This is a genomic window from Streptomyces sp. NPDC046203, from assembly GCF_040646255.1.
GTDB lineage: Bacteria > Actinomycetota > Actinomycetes > Streptomycetales > Streptomycetaceae > Streptomyces.
On the sequence record NZ_JBEYZX010000027.1, the window covers coordinates 46,293 to 69,722 of the forward strand.

A 23,430-nucleotide genomic window follows, 5' to 3' on the forward strand; every position below is an offset into this window, starting at 1 on the left:
CCGCCCCGCCCCGCGCTCCGCTGCCGTGTGCCGGACAGGTTCGACGGGGCGGACGGGTCCTGTGAGCGTGTCAGCCGGCCGCCTCGGCCGTCCGGTTCGCCTCAGCCTTCTCATCGGTCTCGGTCGTCGCCTTCTGCTTCGCCACCCGCTTGGACGTCCCCGACCCTATAGGGGCGAGGAAGAAGAAGAGCGTCGGGACCAGATACAGCGCCCACACCGTGACCTGGAGGACCGTCGGGTCCGGCTGGAAGTTGAACACGCCCTTCAGGAGCGTGCCGTACCAGCTGTCCGGCGGGATCGTCTCGGAGATGTCGAACGCCTTGTTCTGCAGCCCGCCGAGGAAGCCGCCCTCCTGGAGGTCGTGCACGCCGTACGCGAGGACGCCCGCGGCCACCACGACCAGCATGCCGCCGGTCCAGGTGAAGAACTTCGCCAGGTTGATCTTGAGCGCGCCCCGGTAGAACAGCCAGCCGAGCAGGACCGCCGTGAGCAGACCGAGGATCGCGCCGAGCAGCGGCTCGTACGAACCGTCCGTGGAGGTCCGCACGGACGTCCACATGAACAGCGCCGTCTCCAGGCCCTCCCGGCCGACGGCCAGGAACGCGGTCGCGACGAGCGCGCCCGTGCCCATCTGGAGCGCCGCGTCCAGCTTGCCGTGCAGTTCCGTCTTCAGGTGCCGCGCGGTGCGCCGCATCCAGAAGACCATCCACGTCACCAGGCCGACGGCGAGAATCGACAGCGAGCCGCCGAGCAGCTCCTGCGCCTCGAAGGTCAGCTCCTGCGAGCCGAACTCGAGCCCGGCGCCGAAGGCGAGCGCGACCGTGACCGCGACGGCGATACCGGCCCAGACGGGCTTGAGGGCGTCGCGGCGGCCGGTCTTCACCAGGTAGGCGATGAGGATGCAGACCACCAGGCTGGCCTCGAGGCCCTCCCGCAGGCCGATCAGATAGTTGCCGAGCACGTCGGTGTCCTTTCCGAGTGACGAGAGTGACGAGAGATACGGGAGTTACGAGTGACGGGTCGACGGTTACGACCAGGAGGAACGGCCGGGCGCGACCCGACGGACACGGCCTAGGTCTGCGCGAAGAGCGCCCGCCCCCACCAGTCGTTCCTGTCCCGGACACCCGGGGGAACCGCGAACACGGCCGACCCCACGTGCTGGATGTACTGATTGAGCGCGTCGTGCCGGGCCAGCCGGGTCTGCACCGGTACGAAGCCGGTGCGCACGTCCCGCTGGTACGCCAGGAAGAACAGGCCCGCGTCGAGCCGGCCGAGGCCGTCCGTGCCGTCCGTGAAGGAGTAGCCGCGGCGCAGCAGCGTCGCCCCGTCGTTGGAGTCGGGGTGCGCGAGACGGACGTGCGCGGTCGGCATCATGGCCTTGAGGAACGGCTCGTCGTGCTCCTTGGCCTTGCCGGGCGCCGCGCCTTCCTTCTTGTCGCGGCCGAACACGTCCTCCTGCTCGGACAGCGGGGAGCGGTCCCAGGTCTCGATGTTCATCCGGATCCGGCGGGCGACGAGGTACGAGCCGCCGGCCATCCAGCCGTCGCCGTCCTTGCCACCCTCGCCGTCCCGGACGTCCTTGCCGGACACCCAGACGTGCTGGGCGAGCCGGTCGGTCTCGGTGCCCGCGATGTTGCGGGTGCCGTCCTTGAAGCCGAAGAGGTTGCGCGGGGTCTGGGCGTCGGGGGTCGTCGAGGACGTCTTGCCGAAGCCGAGCTGGGACCAGCGCACCGCGACCTTGCCGAAGCCGATGCGGGCCAGGTTGCGGATGGCGTGCACGGCGACCTGGGGGTCGTCCGCGCAGGCCTGGACGCACAGGTCGCCGCCGCTGCGGGCCGGGTCCAGGTTGTCGCCGGGGAACTTGGGCAGATCGGTCAGGGCCGCCGGACGGCGGCCGGCGAGCCCGAAGCGGCCGTCGAAGAGGGAGGGGCCGAAGCCGATGGTGAGGGTCAGCCGGGACGGCGGGAGGCCGAGCGCCTCGCCGGTGTCGTCCGGCGGGGCCTCCGGCAGACCGCCGTACGCGCCCTCGCCGACCTCGTGGCCCGCGGTCATCCGCTCGGCGGCCCGGGTCCAGTCCTTGAGCAGCTGGATCAGCTCCTCGCGGTCCTTCGTCTTCACGTCGAAGGCGGCGAAGTGCAGCCGGTCCTGGACGGCGGTGGCGATACCGGCCTGGTGGGTGCCGTGGAAGGGGACGGCGGAGCCGGTGTCGGCGACGGGGGCGGTGACGTCCTCGCGGCCCCGGGCCAGGGCGACGGCCCCGCCCGCGGCGGCGGCGCCGAGCGCGAGCCCGGCCCCACCCCAGCCGATGACCGAGCGGCGGGACGGCGTGGTGCCGCCCCCGTCCGCCGGATCGTTTTTCCCGGAGGTCTCGCTCGTGGAGGTCTGCTCGCTCATGCCTGGTCCCTCGTTTCCCGACTGCCGTCCGCCGCCGTCTGCCACTGTCGTTCGCTGCCGTCCGTCACTGCCGTCCGCCGTGCCGCGGTGCCGCTGTGCGGCGTGTCCGGAGCGGAGTGTCCGGAGCGGCGTGTGCGGACGGCGTGTTTCGGGGGCGGCTACTTCACGACCGCGGCGGCGAGCTTGGAGAGCGGCTCGGCCAGCGCGTTGACGCCGTCCGACAGCTCCTTGCGCTGCTCCTTGGTGACCTTCTCGTACGAGACGAAGTCGTAGCCGGTCTTGTCCGCGCGGTACTTGTCGAGCAGCGTGTTCAGGGCGGCGAACTGCTTGTCCAGCTCGGCGACCAGCTTGGCGTCGTTCTTCCGCGCGACCGGCTTCAGCAGCTCGAAGGACTTCTGGGCGCCCTCGACGTTGCCCTTGAAGTCGACGAGGTCGGTGTGCGAGTAGCGCTCTTCCTCGCCGGTGACCTTGCCGGTGGCGACCTCGTCGAGCAGTTCCTTGGCGCCGTTGGCCATGGAGGTCGGGGTGATGTCGGCGGTGCCGATCCGCTTCACCCAGTCGGCGACGTCCTTGTCGAGGAGGTCGGCGAGCTGCTTCTCACGGTCGGTGATCTTCTTGTCGTGCCACAGCGACTTCTCCAGGCGGTGCCAGCCGGTCCAGTCCTTCACCGGGTCCTGGCCGTCCTCCAGGCCGTCCTCGCGGACGTCGACCTTCGGGTCGATGTCGCCGAAGGACTCGGCGACCGGCTCGGTGCGCTCCCAGCCGATCCGGGACTCGGCGTACGCCTTCTTGGCGGCCTCGACGTCACCGGCGCGGACCGCGTCGGTGAACACCTTCACCTTGGGCAGCGTCGCGTCGGCCTGGGCCTGCACGTACTGGCGGTAGCCGGCGACGGCGGCGTCCATCTCGGGGGAGCGCTTGGCGGCGGCCTTGCCCCCGGTGACGGTGACCTTCTGGCGGATGCCGTTGCCCTTCATGCCGGGCTTGCAGGCGATCTCGTAGTCGCCCGCCTTGATCTCGGCGGTGATGGTGGTCTTGGTGCCGGGGCCGATGTTCTCGCGCTCGGCGACGATGCGGTCGTCCGGGTAGAGGACGTAGACCTCGGTGATCTTGCTGCCGCGGTTCTCCACGTTCAGCGCGATGTGACCGGCCGGGATGTCCTTCGTGCCGACCTCGCAGGAGTCGTCCTTCGCGATCACCTGGATCGCGCCCTCGCCACCCTTGGCGTCGCTCTTCTGGGCGCAGCCGGTGACGGCGGCCAGGGTCGCCGCGGTCGCGGCGGCGGTGACGACGGAGAGACGGACGGATCGCATGCGGGGCTCCACTCGGGGACGGCTCTGCTGGATACTGCGGAAATAGTGAGGCAGACCTAACTTAACCGAGGCTTACCTGAGTAGAACCCCCCTGGGTCGTGATTCAGCTCTCAAGGCGGGCGGAGGGCTCCCACCCTTGTCACGACTGGCTTACGGCTCGGTCAATGAACGGTCAAGAGTGGTGTGGAAAGTGCCTATTCAGGTGATTCGCTCCTTTTGGTGGTGACGGGGGTGGCGGCCCCTGAGTCGGATGGTTCAATGCCGGGCATGACGACGGCCGCGACGGCGACCGGACGCGCGCCCGTGCCCGTGCCCGTGCCCGTGCCCGCGCCGGGACGCGCGAGGGCGGCCGTGACCGTGAAGTGATCGTGATCGTGATCGTGACCGGAGAGGCGACGGGGAACGTGAACAGAGGCGAGGTCCGGCCGGAGCCGGCCGGCGGCATGACCGACATCGACGTCGTACGGGTCTTCTGCTCGGGCGACGGCCGGTACGGCAACCGGCTCGGTGTCGTACGCGAGGGGCGGGCGTACCGCGACGAGGCGTCCCGGCAGGCGCTCGCCAAGGAGCTGGGCTTCAGCGAGACCGTGTTCGTGGACGACCCGGAGCGCGGGTTCGTCGACATCTACACCCCGGGGACCCGGCTGCCCTTCGCCGGATATCCGCTCGTCGGCGTGGCCTGGCTGCTCGACCTGGAAGTGGTCCGCCCGCCCGCCGGAGAGGTGTGGGTCCGCGGGGACGGCGAGTTCACCTGGATCGAGGCCCGCGCCGAGTGGGCGCCGCCGCGCACGCTCCGGCGGTACGCGACGGCCGAGGAGGTCGAGGGGCTCGCCGTCCCGGAACCGGGGGAGTGGATCTACGCCTGGGCCTGGGAGGACGAGTCCGCCGGACGGATCCGCGCCCGGGGCTTCCCGGGGCGCGGGGACGGTATCGACGAGGACGAGGCCACGGGCGCGGCGGCGCTGCTGCTCACCGCCGAACTGGGCCGCGCGCTCAACATCGTCCAGGGGCGGGGCTCGCAGATGCTCACCGCCCCGGGTCCGGACGGCATGGTCGAGCTGGGCGGCCGGGTCCGCCTGGAATCCACGCTGACCTGCTGATCGGCCGGCCTGCCTGTCGGCCTGGCGACCCGGCGATGTCGTACGTACGGGAGTGGGTGGGGGCCCGGGTGCTCAGGCGCCCAGGCGCCCGGCCCTCAGGCCCTCAGGCGCTCAGCGAGAACTCGCCCGCCAGCTCCCGGAACATCGCCCCGTTGAAGTCGAAGGCCCGCTTGCACTCGTCGACGATCCGCCGCTTCTCCAGCTCGTCGGCGGCCACGGCGTCCAGCAGCTCCCGGTAGTCCCGCTTGAAGGCGGCCGGGTTCGGAATCGCGTCGAAGACGTAGAACCGCACCCCGTCGCCCTTCCGCGCGAAGCCCCAGGTGCGCTCGGCCCGGTCGCGGATGATCTGGCCGCCCGAGAGGTCGCCCAGGTAGCGGGTGTAGTGGTGCGCCACGTATCCGCCCGGCCAGGTGCGGGCGCACTCCGCGATCCGCTCCGCGTACGCCCGGGTGGACGGCAGGGCCGAGACCCCGGCCCGCCAGCCGGGCCCCCGCAGATGCGCGAGGTCCCGTTCCAGGGCCTCGATGCGGAAGAGCTCCGGCTGTATGAAGGGCCCCGCGACCGGATCGGATCGCAGGGCCCCCGGGGCGCCCTCCAGGGCGCGGTAGACGTACCAGAGCTGCTCCGTGTAGCGCGCGTACGCGTCGACACCGAGGCGTCCGCCGAGGAGGTCGGTCATGAAGCCCGACGTCTCCGCCTCGGTGTGCTGCTCGTGCGAGGCCGTGCGGATGAGCGTCGAGAAGGGCGTGGTCAAGACGTGCCTCCGGGACCGTAGGGGTCGTAGAACCACGGCGATCGTGCCGACTCGGGCCGACCCCGGTCAACCGGTTCCCGACATCCTGTCGGTAAAAACGCTACCCCTCGGCCGGATCACGGCAACGTGAGGATCTCCGCCCCGGTCTCGGTCACCACCAGCGTGTGCTCGAACTGCGCGGTCCGCTTGCGGTCCTTGGTGACCACGGTCCAGCCGTCGTCCCACATGTCGTACTCGTGCGTGCCGAGCGTCAGCATCGGCTCGATCGTGAACGTCATGCCGGGCCGGATCAGCGTGGTGTGGTGCGGCGAGTCGTAGTGCGGCACGATCAGGCCGGAGTGGAACGCCGTGCTGATGCCGTGCCCGGTGAAGTCCCGCACGACGCCGTAGCCGAAGCGCTTGGCGTACGACTCGATGACCCGCCCGATGATGTTGATCTGGCGGCCGGGGCGTACGGCCTTGATGGCCCGGTTCAGCGACTCCCGGGTCCGCTCGACGAGCAGCCGCGACTCCTCGTCGACGTCGCCGCACAGATAGGTGGCGTTGTTGTCGCCGTGGACGCCGTGGATGTACGCGGTCACGTCCAGATTGACGATGTCGCCGTCGTTCAGGACGGTGGAGTCGGGGATGCCGTGGCAGATGACCTCGTTGACCGAGCTGCACAGCGACTTCGGGAAGCCGCGGTAGTCGAGCGTCGACGGGTAGGCCCCGTGGTCGCACAGGAACTCGTGCGCCACCCGGTCCAGCTCGTCGGTGGTGACCCCCGGCGCGATGATCTTGGCGGCCTCCTCCATCGCCTGCGCGGCGAGGCGGCCGGCGATCCGCATCCGCTCGATGGTGTCGGCGTCCTGCACCTCGGGCCCCGTGTACGGGGCGGGCGCGGGTTTGCCGACGTACTCGGGGCGGCGGATGGACCCCGGAACGGCACGGTGGGGGGACATCTCCCCCGGTACGAGAAGCGACTGGCCAGACATGTCAGCGAGTCTAACTACCGTGTCCGGGGCAGCATGGTGACGAAGGAAGGAGCCGGGAGATGGCCCTGTTCAAGAAGCGTACGGCCGGCAAGCCGGGCGAGTGGTACTACTGCCTGGAGCACAAGAAGGTCGAGGAAGGGCCCGAGTGCCCGGCCAAGAACCGGTTCGGCCCCTACGCCAGCCGTGAGGAGGCATCCCACGCCATGGAGAACGCGGCGGAACGCAACCTGGAGTGGGACACCGACCCCCGCTGGCACGACAGGGCGGGCAAGGGTAAGGGCAAGGGCGACGACGAGTCCGGCGACTGAGAGCCGAGAACTGAGAGCTGAGGGCTGGGGCTGAGAGCCGGGGGCTGAGGCCGGCGGCCGAGGCGTGAGCGATCCGGGCCGGGGCGGCGGGGGCGGGTGTACGTCCCCCAGGCCCCGGCGCGGCCTGCCCCCCGGCCCCGCCGCCCCCGCTCAGGAGGCGGCCGGGGCGGCTGGGGCAACCTCGCCGGTCAGGGCCTCCTGCCGCGCCTTGCGGGCCCGCGCGTCCGGGTCCGTCTCCGCGTCGTACGCCAGCAGCTTCGGCAGCGCCAGGCACAGCAGCCCCACCGACGCCACGCACGCGAGGCCGCCGGACCAGACCGCTGCCCGGGTGCCCGTCCAGCCGGCCAGGGTGCCTGCCCGGACCTGTCCCAGCTGCGGCCCGACGCTGTACGAGAGGACCTCGATGCCCGCGAGCCGGCCGCGCAGCTCCTCCGGGATGGTCTGGTTCCAGATGGTGGCCCGGCCGAGCCCGCTCAGCATGTCGCCGGCGCCCGCGACGGCCAGGCAGAGCAGCACCACCCACACGTTCCCGAACCAGCCCGCCGCCGCGATGGCCACGCCCCAGCCGGTCGCCCCGGCCACCACCAGGAGCCCGTGCCGCCGTACCCGTGAGGTCCAGCCGCTCGTCACCCCGAGCACGAGCGAGCCCACCGAGCCCGCCGCGTACATCAGACCGAGCGACCAGTCGGCGTGCAGTTCGTCGGCGAGGAACGGGAAGATCGCGTTCGGGAACGCGAAGAACATCGCCGCCAGATCGATCGCGTACGTGCCGAGCAGCACCGGCCGTGAACACGCGTACCGCGCGCCCTCGGCGATTCCGCGCAGCGACGGTTTCTCGGCGTCGTGCGCGGCCGGCGCGGGCGCGAGCCCCCGGCACAGCAGCAGCGACACCAGATAGCCCGCGACCGTCACCGCGTAGGCGGCGGCATGGCCCGCGTACGCCACCACCAGGCCCGCGAGCGACGGGCCCGCGATCGAACCGACTTGCCAGCGCAGCGAGTTGAGCGCGGCCGCCGCCGTCTGGTGCTCGTGCCGCACGATCCGCGCGAGCAGCGAGTCGAGCGCGGGCCGCTGAAGACCGGTCAGCGCGGAGACGGCGCCGGCGACCACGTACAGCGGCCACAGCAGGGGGTGCGGAAGGAGCGCGTTCAGCAGCAGGACCAGGGCGAGCAGCCCGAGCCCCGCCTCCATCGCCATGATCACCTTGCGCCGGTCGACGGCGTCCGCGAGCGCCCCGCCGTACAGCCCGAACACCACCAGCGGGACCAGCTCCACCGCGCCCATCGCACCGACGGCGAAGGGGGAGCCGGTCAGCTCCTTGATCTGGAGCGGCAGTGCGATCAGCGCCATGTACGACGCGAAGACGGTGACGGCGCCCTGGGCCCACAGCCGCCGGAAGTCGGCGGAGGAGCGCCAGGGCGCGAGGTCGGGGAGCAGGGCGGCGATTCGTTTCACGAGAGGTCATGGTCGGCGGCCCGGTCCGCGCCGACAACCGAATTCCGGGGCGGGGAAGGGAATCGGCCGGGCGGGGGCCGGGGCGGGTTCCCCGGCCGCTCTTCGCCGGCGGTTCGGCCGCTCACCAGCGGTCCGGTGGCGGGGCCGTCAGATGGTCGGCGAGCCGGGACAGCCGGTCCCGGAAGCGGAGCCGTCCGCTCCGGGGGGTCGGCGGCAGACAGTTCTCGCCGGTCGCCGCGCTCACCAGGTGCTGCACGGTGTCCAGATCGACCCCGGCGTCCGCCGTGACCGTCAGCGTCTCGTGCGCGAGGCCCCCCACCTCCGGGTCGCCGTGGTCCAGGGACAGCACCGTCGCCCCCGCGCGGCGCGCGTCGTGGACGCGTTCCAGGAGCCCCTCGCCCGGCCGCTCCGGCGCCACCATCAGCAGCGTCGCCCCACGCCCCGCCGACGCGATCCGGGCGAGCCCGACCGCCAGGTGCGCCGGGTCGCCGGGCCGGACCCGGTGGCGGACGAGTGTGGGCGCCAGCTCCGGCCGCCCGGACCAGACGGATTCGTCGACGAGATGCGCGGCCAGGTGCCACGGCTCGTACTCCTCCGTGCCGACGAGCAGCAGTCCGCCGCCGTGCGACACGACCGAGGAGCGGAGGGAGCCCGCGAAACGGCGGGCGGCCGCCGGCCACTGCGTACCGGCGAGCACTTCGCGCAGCAGCGCGACACGTACGGCGTCCATGGCCCCGCATGCTGCCCGGGGCCGGTGCCGCCGCGCGGGCGTTCGCGGCGGACTCACCCGGACGGGTCCGTCCCGGCGACCGGTCAGTAATGTCGGAGCCATGACTTCCTCCTCCACCCCCGCCACCCCTGCCACTTCCGCCGGCCCCGCCGCCGCGCCCAAGGACCCGTGGGACCTCCCCGACGTCTCGGAACTCGTCGTCGGCGTCCTCGGCGGCACCGGCGACCAGGGCCGCGGCCTCGCCTACCGGCTCGCCAAGGCCGGCCAGCGGGTGGTCATCGGCTCCCGCGCGGCCGACCGGGCCGAGGCCGCCGCGGCCGAGCTGGGCCTCGGCGTCGAGGGTGCGGACAACGCCGAGTGCGCCCGCCGCAGCGACATCGTGATCGTCGCCGTGCCGTGGGACGGGCACGCCGCGACCCTGGAGGCGCTGCGCGGCGAACTGACGGGCAAGCTCGTCGTGGACTGCGTCAACCCGCTCGGCTTCGACAAGAAGGGCGCCTACGCGCTCAAGCCCGCCGAGGGCTCGGCCGCCGAGCAGGCCGCCGCGCTGCTGCCCGGCTCCCGGGTGACGGCCGCCTTCCACCACCTGTCGGCGGTGCTGCTCCAGGACGCCTCGATCGACGCGATCGACACCGATGTGATGGTCCTCGGCGAGGAGCGGGCGGACGTGGAGATCGTCCAGGCCCTGGCGGGCCGGATCCCCGGGATGCGGGGCATCTTCGCGGGCCGGCTGCGCAACGCCCACCAGGTCGAGTCGCTCGTCGCCAACCTGATCTCGGTCAACCGCCGCTACAAGGCGCACGCGGGCCTGCGCGTCACCGACGTCTGAGCGGCGTCCGGGACGGCGGGGGCGCCGGGACGCCGGGGGTGAAGAGCGGGGGCGGGGGCGAGCGGAGGGCCGCGCGCGGCGCGCGCGAGGCATGGGGGACACTGGACGGGCACATCGCCCTTATCCGGACGGACAGGAGCCGACCCATGCCCCGCCTCGCTCTCTTCGCCTTGGTCGTCTGCGCGCTCGCGGTCGCCGCGGCCGTCGTCTCCTTCGTCCAGGGCAACCTGATCGGCATCGTGTGGGTGCTGCTCGCCGGGCTGTCCTCGAACATGGCGTGGTTCTACGTGAAGCGCGCCCGCCTCACCGCTCAGCAGGGCTGACCCCCGGTCCGGGCCGGGGCTGTCCCCGGCCCGAGGGCGATCACCGGTCCGGGGCGATCCCCGGGCCGGGTCGGACCGGTCAGATACGGCAGATCTCCGCGGCCGGCTCCCAGAACCGGTACAGGGCCGATCCGCAGTAGCGGGACAGCTCCGGCACGCCGAGCGCCCGCATCAGCGCGTCGATCGCGTCGAAGAACGCGCCGTTGAGCGCCGGGACGAACAGCAGCGCGACGATGATGAAGAAGCCGTACGGCGCGTACGGCTCGATCCGCCGCTTGATCCCGTACGACAGCCAGGGCTCGATCACCCCGTAGCCGTCCAGGCCCGGCACCGGCATCAGGTTCAGGAGCGACGCCGTCACCTGGAGGAACGCCAGGAACGCGAGCGCGTACTGGAAGGGCCGCGGCACCCCGTCGAGCAGGCCCAGCCAGAACGGCGCCGTGCACACGAGCGCGAACAGGACGTTCGTGAGCGGGCCGGCCGCCGAGATCAGGCTGTGCTTCCAGCGGCCGTGCACCCGGCCCCGGTCGATGAAGACCGCGCCGCCCGGCAGACCGATGCCGCCCAGCATCAGGAACAGCACCGGGATGACGATGCTCAGCCACGCGTGCGTGTACGCGAGCGGGTTCAGGGTCAGATAGCCGCGGGCGCCGACCGTGATGTCCCCGCCGTGCAGGGCGGTGCGGGCGTGCGCGTACTCGTGGAGGCAGAGCGAGACGATCCACGCCGAGGTGACGAAGAGGAAGATCGCGATGGCCGGGGAGGCCGCGAAGTCCGTCCACACGGCCCAGCCGGTGACGGCCATGACCGCGAGGATCGCCAGGAAGACGGGGCTGACCCGCCGCTCGTGGTGGCGAGAGGTGGTCGTGGACATATGAGGGGTCTCCCGGGTGCGATGGGTCGCGTACGTGCCGGAAACGTACCGGGTCGGGGCGAGGGTTCCGGGCCGGGCGCGGTCCGGGCCGCCTCTCGCGGACAATGGGGCCGTGCGTTATTCGGTCCTCGGCCCCACTCGGGCCCATACGTCGGACGGTACGCGGGGGCGTGCGGCGTCCGGCGCCGCCGTGCCCGGCCTCCCCGCGCCGTCCGGTGCCCCGGTCCATGGAGTCCCGGCCCATGGCGCTCGGACCTACGCAGCCTCGGCCCATGGCGCTCAGGCTCCCGGCGCCGCCGTGCCCGAAACCGCCGCCCCCAGTACCGCCGTGGCCGTGGGCGGGCCGAGGGTCCGCGCGCTGCTCACGGTCCTCGCGCTGCGGGCCGGGCGGCCGGTGCCCGTTGGCGTGCTCGTCGACGAGGTGTGGGGCGCGGAGCCGCCCGCCGACGCCGTGGCCGCGCTCCAGGCGCTGGTCGGCCGGCTGCGCCGGGCCCTCGGCCACGAGCGGGTGGTGTCCGTGGACGGCGGCTACCGGCTGGCCGCCGAGCCCGACGACGTCGACGCCCACCGCTTCACCCGGCTCGCCGCCGAGGGGGTACGGGAACTCGACGCGGGCCGCCCCGGGCGCGCCGCCGCGCTCCTCGACGAGGCCCTGGCGCTGTGGACCGGCCCGCCCTTCGCCGATCTGCCCGACCGGGAGGCCGAGGCCGCGCGCTGGGAGACCCGCAGGCTCGGCGCCCGCCGGGCCAGGCTGGCCGCCGCGCTCGCGCTCGGCGAAGGCGCCTCGGCGCTGCCGGAACTGGACGCGCTGTGCGCGGAGCACCCGCTCGACGAGCCGCTCCAGGCGCTGCGGATCCGGGCGCTCGGCGCGGCGGGCCGGCCGTCGGAGGCCCTTGCGGCGTACGAGACGATACGACGGTCCCTCGCCGACCGGCTCGGCACCGACCCGTCGCCCGAACTCCGTGCCCTGTATGCCGAGTTGCTGAAGGGCTCGGCCGCCGCCGGTACGACGGCGGGGCCGGGGACCGCTCCCCGGGGCGGCGGCAATCTGCGCGCCCGGCTCACCAGTTTCGTCGGCCGCGAGGACGACCTCGCCGCCGTCCGGGGCGCGCTCGGTGCCACCCGGCTCGTCACCCTCCTCGGGCCCGGCGGCGCGGGCAAGACCCGGCTCTCCCAGGAGGCCGCCGAACGGGCCGCCGGACAGTGGCCCGACGGGGTCTGGTTCGTCGAACTCGCCCCCGTCACCGACCCGGAGGCCGTCGCCGAGGCCGTGCTCGGCGCGCTCGGCGCCCGCGAGACCGTGCTGCGCGGCGCGGGCGCCGAAGAGCTGCGCCACGCCGAGGACTCCGCCGGCCGGATCGTCGAACACTGCGCGGACCGCCGCCTGTTGCTGATCCTGGACAACTGCGAGCACGTGGTGGGCACGGCGGCGGAGCTGGTGGAACGGGTCCTCGCGCGCTGCCCGGGCGTCACGGTGCTGGCGACGAGCCGCGAACCCCTGGGCGTACCGGGGGAGTCGACGCTCCCGGTCGGTCCGTTGTCCCGGGACACCGCCGTCCGGCTCTTCGGCGAGCGCGGGGCGGCCGTACGGCCCGGATTCCGGGTGGCCGACGACGAGGCCGCGGCGGACGAGATCGTACGGCGCCTCGACGGGCTGCCGCTCGCCATCGAACTGGCCGCCGCCCGGCTGCGGTTGCTCACCCCGCGCCAGATCGCCGACCGGCTCGACGACCGGTTCCGGCTGCTGACCTCCGGCGCCCGCACCGTCCTGCCGCGCCAGCAGACCCTGCGCGCGGTCGTCGACTGGTCGTGGGACCTGCTCGACGCCCCCGAACGCGCCGTCCTGCGGCGCCTCGCGGTCTTCACCGGCGGCTGCGACCTGGAGGCCGCCGAGGCCGTGTGCGCCGGCCCGGAGGCGACGGCGGAGACGGAGACGGAGCGGGGCGTGGATACAGGGAGGGGCGCGAATGCGGGCCCGGACGCGGCCCATGTCCTGGACCTCCTCGGCTCCCTCGTCGACAAGTCGCTCGTGGTCGCCGCCGAGGACGACACCGGCATGCGCTACCGCCTCCTGGAGACCGTCGCCGAGTACGCGGCCGCACGCCTCGACGAGGCCGGTGAACGGGAGTCCGCCGAGCGCCGCCATCTCGTCCACTACCGCGAGTTCGCCCGCCGCACCGACCCGGAGCTGCGCACCGGCCGGCAGGCCGCCGCCATGGCCCGGTTCGTCGCCGAGTACGGCAATCTGCGCACCGCGCTGCGCTCCGCCGTACGGCTGCGCGACGAGCACGAGGGGCTGGTCCTCGTCCACGCGCTGGTCTGGTACTGGACCATGCGCGACCTGCGCGCCGACGCCCTGCACTGGGCGGAGACGGTCGCCGCGCTCGGCCCCGACCCGTTCGGCCCGGACGCCGCTCCCGTCGTCCCCCTCCGCGAGCCGTGCACCGCCGCCCCGCCACCGCTCGGCGCGGACCAACTGGCCGAGGCCCGGCGCGGGGTCCGGCTGATCGCCCTGCTCAACATGGACTACGGCACGGGGTTCTGGGTCAGCCCCGAGGGCCTCGACCGGCTGCGCCTGATCACCGGCGCGTATCCGCCCGGCCTGCCGCAGATCTGCCGACTGCCCGGCTCCCTCACGGTGTTCGCCACGATCCTCACCGGCGACTCCGACCGGATGCGCGCGGCCATCGACGCCAACGTCGACACCTGCCGGCGCCTCGGCTACGACTGGGAGCTGGCCAACGCACTCCAGATGCGGGCCAACATGCTGGCCAACCGCGCCGAGTCGGCCGTCCGCGCGGAAGCCGATGCCGACGAGGCCCTCGCGCTCTTCGCCCGGCTCGACGACGCCTGGGGCATCGCCGAGGCGCTGTCCTCGCGGGCCGAGGCGCGCGAGCGGAGGCTCGAATTCGCGGGCGCCGCCGAAGACTTCGAGGCCGCGATGGAGTACGCGCGGCGGATCGGGGCCCAGTCCCAGATGGGGCTGCTGCGCGCCCGCTACGCCGACATGCTGGCCGAGACCGGCCGGCGGGACGAGGCCGAACGCATCCTGCGCGAGGTGGTGGAGTCCGACCGCCGGCGCAGCCATCCGCCGACGCTGGCCGCCCGGATCTTCCTGGCGATCCTCCTCGGCCGCTCGGGCCGTACCGCCGAGGCCCGGGTGTATCTGGGGGAACTGCTCGACGAGTTCAGCACGGAGGTGTTCTCCCTCTTCGAGGGATTCACCCTCGGCAGCCTGGCCTGGCTGGACAATCTCGACGGCGCGTACGCCTCCGGATTCGCCCGGGCCCGGCAGGCGTACGACCGTGCCCTGGACGGCCTGTCGCGGACGGTGACCCCGGAGATGCCGGCGACCCATCTGCTGAGCGCGGCCTGGGCGCTCGCCGGGCTCGCCGGACCGGGCGGGTCGACTGGGCCGAGTGGAGTGGACGGCCCGGGTGGGCGGGGACCCGGCGGGGAGAGGGTGGTCCGTACCGCCGCGATGCTCCTCGGCGCGTCCGAGGAGTTGCTGCCGCCCCACCATCTGGCGTCACCGGTGGAGCGGGAGAACCGGGAGCGGGCGACCGCGCTGATCCGGACCGCGCTCGCCGACGACGCCGCGTTCGAGGCCGCGCGCGCCGAAGGCGGCGCCCTCACTCTGGAGGACGCCGCCGTCTTGCTCGAACGCGCCGCCGACGCGATTCAGGAGTGATCCGGGAGGATCCGGCGCGCCGAGTCCCTGGTCCCCCGTTTTCCGTGTCCGTCCCACGCCCGTCCCGTGCCTGCCCCGTGCCCGTGGTCCGCGCGCTCCCGCGCTTTCCGGGCCGGGCAGGGCCGGGGCAGGGCCGGGCAGAGCCGGACCGGTCAGGTCTTCTTGCGGAACTTGGCGACCGCGAGCGGTGCCATGAGGGCGGTGATGGCGATCGACCAGGCCAGCGTCATCCCCACCGAGTGGCCGACCGGGCCGCCGTTGATCAGGCCGCGGGACGCGTCGGCCAGGTTGGACAGCGGGTTGTAGTCGGTGAAGGACTTCAGCCAGCCGGGCATCGTGCTCGTCGGGGCGAAGATCGAGGAGCCGAACTGGAGCGGCATCAGCACGATCATCGCCATGCCCTGGACGGCCTGGGCCGTCTTCATGGTGAGACCGAGCAGGATGAAGATCCACATCAGGGACGCGCCGAACACCATCGACAGACCGATGGCGCCGAGCAGGCCGAGGACCGAGGTGTGGATCGTCAGGCCGAGCAGGAAGCCCATGCCGAGGAGGATCGCGGTGGCGATCATCATGCGGCCGATCTCGACCACGATCTTCGCGATGAGGACGGACGAGCGGGCGATCGGCATGGTCCGGAACCGGTCCATGACGCCCTTCTTGAAGTCGTCGTTGACGCCGGTGCCGACGCCCATCGCGATGTTCATGCCCATCATGGCCATCAGACCGGGCACGACGTAGTTCACGTACTCCTGGTTGTTGCCCTTGCCGGCGATCGCGCCGCCGAAGACGTACACGAAGAGCAGCACGAAGATGATCGGCATGAAGACGGCGTCGAACATCGACTCCGGGTCCTGCTTGATCTGGAGCATGTTGCGCCGGGCGAGGGCACCGATGTGGCGGAGGTTGGCCCGCAGGCCGATCCGGCCGTCGTCGGCGCCGGTCGCGGCGGACGCGCCGCGCCCCGCGGGCGCGGGGCTCTGGGAGTTCCCGGGAGACCGGGTGTCCGTGGGGGACTGGGGAAGGGTACCGGCGCTCATGCGGCGAACTCCTCGTGCGTCGCGGGGGAGTGGGAGCCCGATCCGGAGTCGGAGCCCGACTCGGAGTCGGAACCGGACGCCTTCGCGCCGGTGATGGCGAGGAACACCTCGTCGAGGCTGGGCAGATGGGTGCCGATGTCGGTGATGCCGAAGCCCCGGGCGCCGAACAGGCCCACGACGGCGGTCAGTTGCTCGTCGGCCAGGATCGGCACGAACAGCGTGCCCTCGTCGGGGACGACGGTGACACCGGCCGTCCCGTCGAGCCCCGTCTCGCGGAGCGCCGCCGCCATGGCGGGCAGATCGGCCGGGTCGGACGGGCGGATCTGGAGGGTGCGGCCGCCGACCCGCTTCTTCAGCTCGTCGACCTCGCCGCGGGCGACGACCTGGCCGCGGTCGATGACGGTGAGCTCGGAGGCCAGCTGCTCGGCCTCCTCCATGTACTGGGTGGTGAGCAGGACGGTCGCGCCGTCGGTGACCATCCGCTTGACCTCCGCCCAGACCTCGTTGCGGGTGCGCGGGTCGAGGCCGGTGGTGGGCTCGTCCAGGTAGAGGACGGCGGGGCTGCCGATCATGGAGGCGGCCAGGTCGAGCCGGCGCCGCATGCCGCCGGAGTACGTCATGGCCGGCCGCTTGGCGGCCTCGGTGAGCGAGAAGCGCTCCAGCATCTCGTCGGCGCGGCGGCGGGACTCGGCGCGGGAGAGATCGAGCAGCCGCCCGATCATGTAGAGGTTCTCCCGGCCGGACAGCTTCTCGTCGACGGAGGCGTACTGGCCGGTCAGGCCTATGGTGCGGCGCAGCTGGCGGGGCTGGCGCACCACGTCGTACCCGGCGACGACGGCGGTGCCAGCGTCCGGGACGAGCAGCGTGGACAGGCAGCGGACCAGGGTCGTCTTGCCGGCGCCGTTGGGGCCGAGGACCCCGAGGACGGTGCCCTCGCGGACGTCCAGGTCGACCCCGTCGACGGCCCTGGTCGAGCCGAAGTGCTTCACGAGGCCCCGTACCTCGATGGCGTTGGTGTGTGATCGCGTCATGTCCCCAAGGAAACCGGGGCCCACCGACAGGCCGCCGACAGCCGGCCGACACCGCGACCGACAGCCGCCGACAAGCACCGACAACCGTCGACAAGCACCGACAGGCACCTTCAGGCGCGGGTGGCCACCTCCCCCGGTCGCCGGGCGGGAGGACCGGTGCCCGGCGGTCCGGGAGCCACCCGTGGCGTACCCCCGCCCACGGGGACAGCCCGCCGACGGGGGACGGTCGACGGGCTGTCGTGGTGCCGGAAGTGGCCTGGTGGTGCCCGCCGCCCCGGCCGGCTGTCCGGGTCGGCCGGTACGGCGGGCAAGCGGGCGGGTGGCGCCGTATCGGCTACGGCTAGTGGAAGGTGTGCTCCTCGGCGGGGAACGCCCCGCCGGCGACGTCCTCCGCGAAGGCCCGGGCGGCGTCGCCGAGGGTCTCGCGCAGGTTGGCGTACTGCTTGGTGAAGCGCGGCACCTTGCCGCCGGTCAGCCCGGCCATGTCGGTCCAGACGAGGACCTGCGCGTCGGTTCCGGCGCCCGCGCCGATGCCGATGGTCGGGATGTCCAGCGAGCGAGTGACCTCGGCGGCGAGCTCGGCCGGGACCAGCTCCAGGACGACGGCGAAGGCGCCCGCGTCCTGCGCCGCCTTGGCGTCGCGCAGCAGCCGGTGCGCGGCCTCGTCGCCGCGGCCCTGCACCCGGTAGCCCATGGTGTTGACGGACTGCGGGGTCAGGCCGAGGTGGGACATGACCGGGATGCCGGCCTGGACCAGCAGCTCGGTCTGGGGCAGCGAGCGCTCGCCGCCCTCCAGCTTGATCGCGCCGACGCCCGCCTCCTTGACCAGCCGGGTGGCGTTGCGCAGGGCCTGGACGGGCCCTTCCTGGTACGAGCCGAAGGTGAGGTCGCCGACGACGAGCGCGCGGCGGGTGCCGCGGACGACGGCGGCCGAGAGCATCGTCATCTCGTCCATGGTGACCGGCACGGTGGTCTCGTAGCCGAGGTGACAGTTGCCCATGGAGTCGCCGACGAGGATCACCGGGATGCCGGCCTCGTCGAAGACGGAGGCGGTCATCGCGTCGTAGGCGGTGAGCATGGGCCACTTCTCGCCCCGCGTCTTCGCGGCGGCGATGTCGTGGACGGTGATACGGCGGGTGCCCTTTCCTCCGTACAGCGCCTTGCCGCTGTCGGCGGGCGGTTTCTGGGCAGCCTGAAGCGTCATGGTGAACGGCTCCTCTTGTCGTCATCTCGAGGCGCCCTGTGGCGTCCCCGGACCACATCCATGGTGGCACTTCGCGGGGTGGCCGGGGAAGCGGGGCGGCGGGGCCGGGTGGAGTGGCGCTGTTCACACGGGGGGCGGGCGTGTTCCGGCCGGGTCCCGTCGATCCGGCCAGGGCCGGCCGGAGGCGGGGCGGGTGGGACCGGAGCGCTTCCCGGTGCGTCGTACCCCCGCTCACCAGGCAAAATCTCCGTCAGCAAGTTCCTATACGAGACGGTCTCGTATCGTAAGCGCACTAGGGTGAGCGGCATGTCTCAGCCGACTTCCGACTCCGCCGCTCCCGGGGCGCCCCGCGTCCCGGAAGCCGTGCACCGCCGCCGCTGGGCGATCCTCGGTGTGCTCATGCTCAGCCTGCTGATCGTCGTCCTCGACAACTCGATCCTCAACGTCGCCGTCAAGACGATCGCGAGCCCCGCGCCCACCGGCATCGGCGCCACCCAGAGCGAGCTGGAGTGGGCCATCAACTCCTACACGCTCGTCTTCGCCGGCCTGCTCTTCACCTCCGGCCTCCTCGGCGACCGCCTCGGCCGCAAGAAGGTGCTGCTGTTCGGCATAGCCGTCTTCGGCATCGCCTCCGCGCTCGCCGCCCAGTCCGGCACCCCGGGCGAGCTGATCGGCTTCCGCGCCCTGATGGGCATCGGCGCCGCGTTCGTCATGCCCGCCACCCTCGCCGTCCTCATGAACGTCTTCGAGCGCGACGAGCAGCCCAAGGCCATCGGCATCTGGGCCGGCAGCGTCGGTCTCGCCATCGCCATCGGCCCCATCACCGGCGGTCTGCTGCTTGAGCACTTCTGGTGGGGCTCGATCTTCCTCGTCAACGTGCCGGTGGTGATCGTCGCCCTCGTGCTGATGGCCTGGCTGGTGCCCGACTCCAGGGACCCGAGGCCCGGCCGGATCGACCTGCCCGGCGTCCTGCTGTCCGTCCTCGGTCTCGTGCTGCTGGTGTACGGCATCATCCGCGGCGGCGAGCTGGCCAGTCTCACGGATGTCACCGTGCTGCTCCCGGCGCTCGGCGGTCTCGCCGTGCTCGTCGCCTTCGTCCTGTACGAGCGGCGCACCGACCATCCCGCGCTCGACGTCTCGTACTTCCGCAAGCCCGCGTTCTCGGCCGCCGTCGCCGCCATCGCGCTGGTGTTCTTCGCCCTCATGGGCGTGACCTTCTTCTCCGCGTTCTACCTGCAGAGCGTGCGCAGCTACAGCGCGCTCGAATCCGGTCTGCTGATCCTGCCGCTCGCCGTCGCCCAGATGATCTTCGCGCCGCGCGCCCGGCACGTCGTCGACCGCTTCGGCGCCAAGGCCGTGTGCACGGTGGGCATGCTCGCCGTCGCCGTCGGTCTGGCCGCCTTCGCCTTCTTCGGCGCCGGCACGCCGGTCTGGATCATGGAGGTCGTCTTCTTCGTCCAGGGCGCCGGCATGGCGCACATCATGCCGCCGGTCACCGTCACCGTGATGCAGGCGCTGCCGCGCGAGAAGGCCGGCTCCGGCTCCGCGATCAACAACACCTTCCGCCAGGTCGGCGGCGCGCTCGGGGTGGCCGTCCTCGGCTCCGTCCTGTCCACCACGTACCGGGGCGAGATCGACGAGCACCTCGCCGGGCTCCCGGCGGGGCTGCGCGAGACGGCGGGCGAGTCCATCGAGGCGACGCTCGGCGTCGCCGCGAAGATCGGCCCGGCCGGCCGCGACCTGGTCGCGCCCGCGTACGACGCCTTCCTCGACGCCATGCACGTCACCGCCCTCGGCTCGGCCGCCGTCGCCGTCCTCGGCGCGATCGTCGTCGCCCTCTTCCTGCCCGGCCGCGCCCCGGCGGGCTCCGCGCCGGACGCCGCCGTTCCGGGCGCCCGCGCGGAAGCGGGAGAATCGGTTCCGAGCTAGTGCCGCGACCGGCAATGTTTGCCCGTGAAGGAGCGTCGTACGGTGCGTGCCATCGCAAGGCGGCCGGAAGTCCTTGTAGCGGAGCTACCAGGGCTTTTGGCCAACGCCGCGAGGGTGCGTGCCGGGCGGCGCGACAGGGCGAAGCTTGCCGGGAGGGGCACTAGGCCAGGGCGAAGGAGGCGGAACGGACGTGTCGTACGAGACGACAGGGGCGAGCACCACCGACCCGGAGCGGGTGGCGGCGCGGGGCGCGGCGCCGGGCGGGCCGGGGGTCGGCGCGCCGGGGCCCTCCGGGCCGGGGTCCTCCGGGCGGGGGAACGCGGGCCGGAGTACGGGGGCGGGGGCCCCGGGCCCTGCCTGCGAGTCCGCCGCCGCCTCCGCCTCCTCCGCCTCGCCTGTCCCGTCCACCCCATCCGTCCCATCCGCCCCGTCCGCCCCGTGTGCCGGGCGCCGGGGACGGCCGCGCAGCGAGGCGGCGGAGGCCGCCATCTTCGACGCGGCGATCGGGATGCTGGAGCACGGCGTCCCGCTCGCCGAACTGTCCATCGAGAAGATCGCCCGCACCGCCGGGGTCGGCAAGGCCACCATCTACCGCCGCTGGCCCGGCAAGGAAGCCCTCCTCATCGATCTGCTGCGCTCCGTCGAACCGCCGGAGCCGGACCTGCCGGGCACCTCCGCCCGGGACGACCTCGTCATGCTCCTGGAGAGCGTGCGGCAGCGCGGCATGGTCAAGCGGTCCTCCGCGCTGCTGCACAACGTGTACTCCCAGATGCGGATGTATCCCAAGCTCTGGGAGGCGTACCACCGCACGGTCATAGAGCCGCGCCGCCGGCTGTCCCTCGACGCCATCCGGCGCGGCATGGCGGCCGGCGAGATCCGCCCCGACCTCGACGTCGAGCTCGTCAACGACCTCTTCACCGGCCCCCTGCTGCTCCGTACGGTCATCCGGCCCGACGCGCCCCTGGAGCCCGGACTCGCCGAGCGAATCGTCGACACCGTCCTGGAAGGCGTCCGGCCGCGGGTCTGACGGGGTGACGGGTCCGGACGAATGTGCGCGTTCTGTCACAGGCGTACGCCCCGCATCACCTGCAGGAACCCGCCACGCGCGTCAGTCGTCCCTCGATGAGTACGACTGGCGCGGAATCACCTAGGGTCGGGACCGGGTCGGACAGCAAGGCAGTGAGGACGGCGGCGATGACGCGCGTGGACATGACGGGCACCGAGAACGGCGGCACACCGGACCATCACGACACCACCTTCCCGCCCGCCGAACCCCCCGGGCGGGGCGGCCGTCTGGCACGGCTGCGCCACGACCGGGGCATCTGGCGCCGGGGCGCGATCCTGGCCGTATGGGCGGTCCTGATCGCGCTGGTGATGGCCTTTCACTCCAGCATCCCCAACCGGATCGGCAACCTCGGCAGCCTGACCGAGACCTTCCTGCCCTGGTTCGGCGCCCTCGTCCCGGTGCTCTTCGTCCTCGCCCTGCTCCGCCGTTCCGCGACCGCGCTGATCGCGCTGGTCCTGCCCTGCGTGGTCTGGCTCAACCTCTTCGGCGGCCTCGTCGTCGACAAGTCGGCCGACGGCGGCGACCTCACCGTGGTCAGCCACAACGTCAACGCCGCCAACCCCGACCCCGAGGGAACGGCCCGTCAGATCGCGGACTCCGGCCTCGACGTGGTGGCCCTGGAGGAGCTCAAGAGCGACATGGTCCCGGTGTACGAGAAGGGCCTGGCCGCCGCGTACCCGCACCACTCCGTCCAGGGCACCGTCGGCGTGTGGAGCAAGCACCCGCTGCGCGGCGTCCGGCCGGTCGACATCCGCCTCGGCTGGACCCGCGCCCTGCGTGCCACCGTCGTCGCGCCGTCCGGCGACATCGCCGTCTACGTCGCCCATCTGCCGTCCGTACGGGTCAAGATGAACGCCGGTTTCACCGCCACCCAGCGCGACGACAGCGCCGACGCCCTCGGCGCGGCCATCTCCCGCGACCCGAACCCGCGCGTCGTCCTCCTCGGCGACCTCAACGGCACCATGAACGACCGTGCCCTGACCGCCGTCACCTCCCAGCTCCGCTCCACCCAGGGCGCGGCGGGCGACGGCTTCGGCTTCAGCTGGCCGGCCTCGTTCCCGATGGCCCGCATCGACCAGATCCTCGTCCGGGGCGTCGAACCGCTGTCCTCCTGGACCTTGCCGGAGACCCGCAGCGACCACCTTCCGGTGGCCGCGCGGCTCCGCTTCGAGCCTTCGTCCGACCAGTCCTGACTTCGCGTCAGTTCACGGAGTCGAGCTTCTTCCGCTGTTCCTCGGTCAGTTCGAGGTCGACCGCGCCCAGGTTCTCCTCCAGCTGGGCGAGCGACGAGGCGCCGATGAGCGGGACGACCGGCACGGCGCCGCCCATCAGCCAGGACAGCACCACCTGGTTGACGGTGGCGCCGGTCTCCGCCGCCACCTCGCGGACCGCCGCCAGCCGGGGCTGGGTGCCCGCGTGCTCGAACCCGGGGCCGAGCGGCTTGTCGTCCCGGACGTACGCGCCCGCGATCAGCGGCGAGTACGCGACCTGCGTCAGCTCCGGGGTGGCCCGCAGATAGCTGAGCAGGTCGCCGCTCACCAGGCCCTGGTTGCCGTCGGGCGAGCGCAGGGTCGGGATGTCGGTGCGCTGGCGCAGATAGCTGTGGTGGTGCTGGAGCACCTCGTACCCGGGTACGCCCGCCGCGGCGGCCAGGGCGCGGGCCCGCTCGATACGCCAGGCCCAGTGGTTGCTCGCGCCGAGCAGCCCGGCGACCCCGTCCGCCACCACGTCGGCGAAGCCGTGGACGGTCTCCTCCAGCGGGGTGTGCTCGTCCATGACGTGCGCGTAGAGCAGGTGGATCCGCTCGATGCCGAGCCGTTCGCGGCTCTGCTCGGAGGACTCCCGGATCGCCCGGGCGGACAGGCCCTCCACGTCCAGGCCGAAGGTGGTGGCGGGCTGGTTGGGACGGGCGCCGAGCTTGGTGGCGATGGTCATCTCGTCGCCGACGCCCCGGCTCTTCAGCCAGCGGCCGAGCAGCTCCTCGCTCTCGCCGCCCTGGGTTCCGTTCACCCAGAACGCGTAGTTGTTGGAGGTGTCGAGGAAGGTGCCGCCGGCCTCGGCGAATCGGTCGAGCAGTGCGAAGGAGGTGTCCTCGTCGACGAGGGTGCCGAAGTTCATGGTGCCGAGGCTCAGCACGCTGACCTCGCGACGGGTTTCGGGGGAGCTTCCGATGACGCGGTACTTCATGGCGGGTACGGCCTTTCGGGGTGGGTCGCTCGACTCGTGCGCGTGAGGCCGTCCATGGGGTGTGAGCCCGGGGTCCGGCCGGGGCGGCGGCCGCGAAGGGGCACCGCCACCGAGGGGTGGTCAACGCGACGCGGGGGCGAATGCTTCCCTCCGGGGCGTGTGAATCGACATGTTCTTCTGGTCAACTCGGCTGGATGGAAGGCGTGTTGCCTGGAGGGCTTGGGTGGC

General features: G+C 72.7%; 20 protein-coding genes. 8 read left to right on the forward strand and 12 right to left on the reverse strand.

The features are described from left to right. Nucleotides 1–70: 70 nt before the first annotated feature. The 3 genes from efeU to efeO form a co-directional block, all read right to left on the reverse strand. Nucleotides 71–961, reverse strand: coding sequence for an iron uptake transporter permease EfeU (gene efeU / locus ABZ990_RS19980; protein ID WP_361232910.1), 891 nt, complete (start codon nt 959–961; stop codon nt 71–73). A 110-nt stretch (nt 962–1,071) separates the two neighbouring features. Continuing rightward, complete coding sequence (gene efeB, locus ABZ990_RS19985) at nt 1,072–2,394, reverse strand: iron uptake transporter deferrochelatase/peroxidase subunit (protein WP_361232912.1); 1,323 nt, start codon at nt 2,392–2,394, stop codon at nt 1,072–1,074. A gap of 158 nt (nt 2,395–2,552) precedes the next feature. Beyond that, nucleotides 2,553–3,707: an iron uptake system protein EfeO gene (efeO, locus tag ABZ990_RS19990; RefSeq protein WP_361232915.1), complete on the reverse strand. Its 1,155-nt coding sequence runs from the start codon at nt 3,705–3,707 to the stop codon at nt 2,553–2,555. 443 nt (nt 3,708–4,150) lie between these two features. Between efeO and ABZ990_RS19995 the strand changes: the two genes are divergently transcribed. Further along, nucleotides 4,151–4,807: a PhzF family phenazine biosynthesis protein gene (locus ABZ990_RS19995; RefSeq protein ID WP_361233031.1), complete on the forward strand. Its 657-nt coding sequence runs from the start codon at nt 4,151–4,153 to the stop codon at nt 4,805–4,807. Between the two features lie 103 nt (nt 4,808–4,910). Here the strand turns inward: ABZ990_RS19995 and ABZ990_RS20000 are convergent, their stop codons facing one another. Further along, nucleotides 4,911–5,561 (reverse strand): biliverdin-producing heme oxygenase, encoded by a 651-nt coding sequence (locus ABZ990_RS20000; RefSeq protein WP_361232918.1) that lies wholly within the window; start codon nt 5,559–5,561, stop codon nt 4,911–4,913. Between the two features lie 116 nt (nt 5,562–5,677). Then, nucleotides 5,678–6,535, reverse strand: coding sequence for a type I methionyl aminopeptidase (gene map / locus ABZ990_RS20005; protein WP_361232921.1), 858 nt, complete (start codon nt 6,533–6,535; stop codon nt 5,678–5,680). Between the two features lie 59 nt (nt 6,536–6,594). Between map and ABZ990_RS20010 the strand changes: the two genes are divergently transcribed. Then, nucleotides 6,595–6,843 (forward strand): hypothetical protein, encoded by a 249-nt coding sequence (locus ABZ990_RS20010; protein ID WP_361232924.1) that lies wholly within the window; start codon nt 6,595–6,597, stop codon nt 6,841–6,843. Between the two features lie 150 nt (nt 6,844–6,993). On the opposite strand, the gene ABZ990_RS20015 is transcribed toward ABZ990_RS20010, so the two are convergent. Beyond that, entirely contained in the window at nt 6,994–8,298 is a 1,305-nt protein-coding gene (locus tag ABZ990_RS20015; RefSeq protein ID WP_361232926.1) for an MFS transporter, read from the reverse strand. A gap of 121 nt (nt 8,299–8,419) precedes the next feature. Next, entirely contained in the window at nt 8,420–9,028 is a 609-nt protein-coding gene (locus ABZ990_RS20020; protein WP_361232929.1) for a hypothetical protein, read from the reverse strand. 100 nt (nt 9,029–9,128) lie between these two features. On the opposite strand from ABZ990_RS20020, the gene npdG reads away from it, so the two are divergent. Both npdG and ABZ990_RS20030 read left to right on the forward strand, forming a co-directional pair. Next, nucleotides 9,129–9,857 (forward strand): NADPH-dependent F420 reductase, encoded by a 729-nt coding sequence (gene npdG / locus ABZ990_RS20025; RefSeq protein ID WP_361232932.1) that lies wholly within the window; start codon nt 9,129–9,131, stop codon nt 9,855–9,857. 146 nt (nt 9,858–10,003) lie between these two features. Then, on the forward strand, nt 10,004–10,180 hold the full coding sequence (locus ABZ990_RS20030) for a hypothetical protein (RefSeq protein ID WP_361232933.1): 177 nt from the start codon (nt 10,004–10,006) through the stop codon (nt 10,178–10,180). 79 nt (nt 10,181–10,259) lie between these two features. On the opposite strand, the gene ABZ990_RS20035 is transcribed toward ABZ990_RS20030, so the two are convergent. Continuing rightward, nucleotides 10,260–11,054 (reverse strand): site-2 protease family protein, encoded by a 795-nt coding sequence (locus ABZ990_RS20035; protein WP_361232936.1) that lies wholly within the window; start codon nt 11,052–11,054, stop codon nt 10,260–10,262. Nucleotides 11,055–11,352: 298 nt separating this feature from the next. On the opposite strand from ABZ990_RS20035, the gene ABZ990_RS20040 reads away from it, so the two are divergent. After that, nucleotides 11,353–14,745, forward strand: coding sequence for a BTAD domain-containing putative transcriptional regulator (locus tag ABZ990_RS20040; RefSeq protein ID WP_361232939.1), 3,393 nt, complete (start codon nt 11,353–11,355; stop codon nt 14,743–14,745). A 152-nt stretch (nt 14,746–14,897) separates the two neighbouring features. Here the strand turns inward: ABZ990_RS20040 and ABZ990_RS20045 are convergent, their stop codons facing one another. From ABZ990_RS20045 to panB, 3 genes are all read right to left on the reverse strand, one after another. After that, nucleotides 14,898–15,785, reverse strand: coding sequence for an ABC transporter permease (locus ABZ990_RS20045; RefSeq protein ID WP_361232942.1), 888 nt, complete (start codon nt 15,783–15,785; stop codon nt 14,898–14,900). Continuing rightward, on the reverse strand, nt 15,782–16,816 hold the full coding sequence (locus tag ABZ990_RS20050) for an ATP-binding cassette domain-containing protein (protein WP_361232944.1): 1,035 nt from the start codon (nt 16,814–16,816) through the stop codon (nt 15,782–15,784). Before ABZ990_RS20050 ends, ABZ990_RS20045 begins: the two co-directional genes overlap by 4 nt. A gap of 340 nt (nt 16,817–17,156) precedes the next feature. After that, nucleotides 17,157–18,020, reverse strand: coding sequence for a 3-methyl-2-oxobutanoate hydroxymethyltransferase (gene panB / locus ABZ990_RS20055; protein ID WP_361232947.1), 864 nt, complete (start codon nt 18,018–18,020; stop codon nt 17,157–17,159). 306 nt (nt 18,021–18,326) lie between these two features. Here panB and ABZ990_RS20060 point away from each other — a divergent pair, with 306 nt between their 5' ends. From ABZ990_RS20060 to ABZ990_RS20070, 3 genes are all read left to right on the forward strand, one after another. Next, nucleotides 18,327–19,949, forward strand: a complete 1,623-nt coding sequence (locus ABZ990_RS20060) for an MFS transporter (protein WP_361232950.1) — start codon at nt 18,327–18,329, stop codon at nt 19,947–19,949. Nucleotides 19,950–20,457: 508 nt separating this feature from the next. Continuing rightward, on the forward strand, nt 20,458–20,976 hold the full coding sequence (locus ABZ990_RS20065; protein ID WP_361232953.1) for a TetR/AcrR family transcriptional regulator: 519 nt from the start codon (nt 20,458–20,460) through the stop codon (nt 20,974–20,976). 167 nt (nt 20,977–21,143) lie between these two features. After that, nucleotides 21,144–22,208: an endonuclease/exonuclease/phosphatase family protein gene (locus tag ABZ990_RS20070; protein ID WP_361232956.1), complete on the forward strand. Its 1,065-nt coding sequence runs from the start codon at nt 21,144–21,146 to the stop codon at nt 22,206–22,208. Nucleotides 22,209–22,215: 7 nt separating this feature from the next. Here the strand turns inward: ABZ990_RS20070 and ABZ990_RS20075 are convergent, their stop codons facing one another. Next, nucleotides 22,216–23,202: an aldo/keto reductase gene (locus tag ABZ990_RS20075; protein ID WP_361232959.1), complete on the reverse strand. Its 987-nt coding sequence runs from the start codon at nt 23,200–23,202 to the stop codon at nt 22,216–22,218. Nucleotides 23,203–23,430 lie beyond the last annotated feature (228 nt).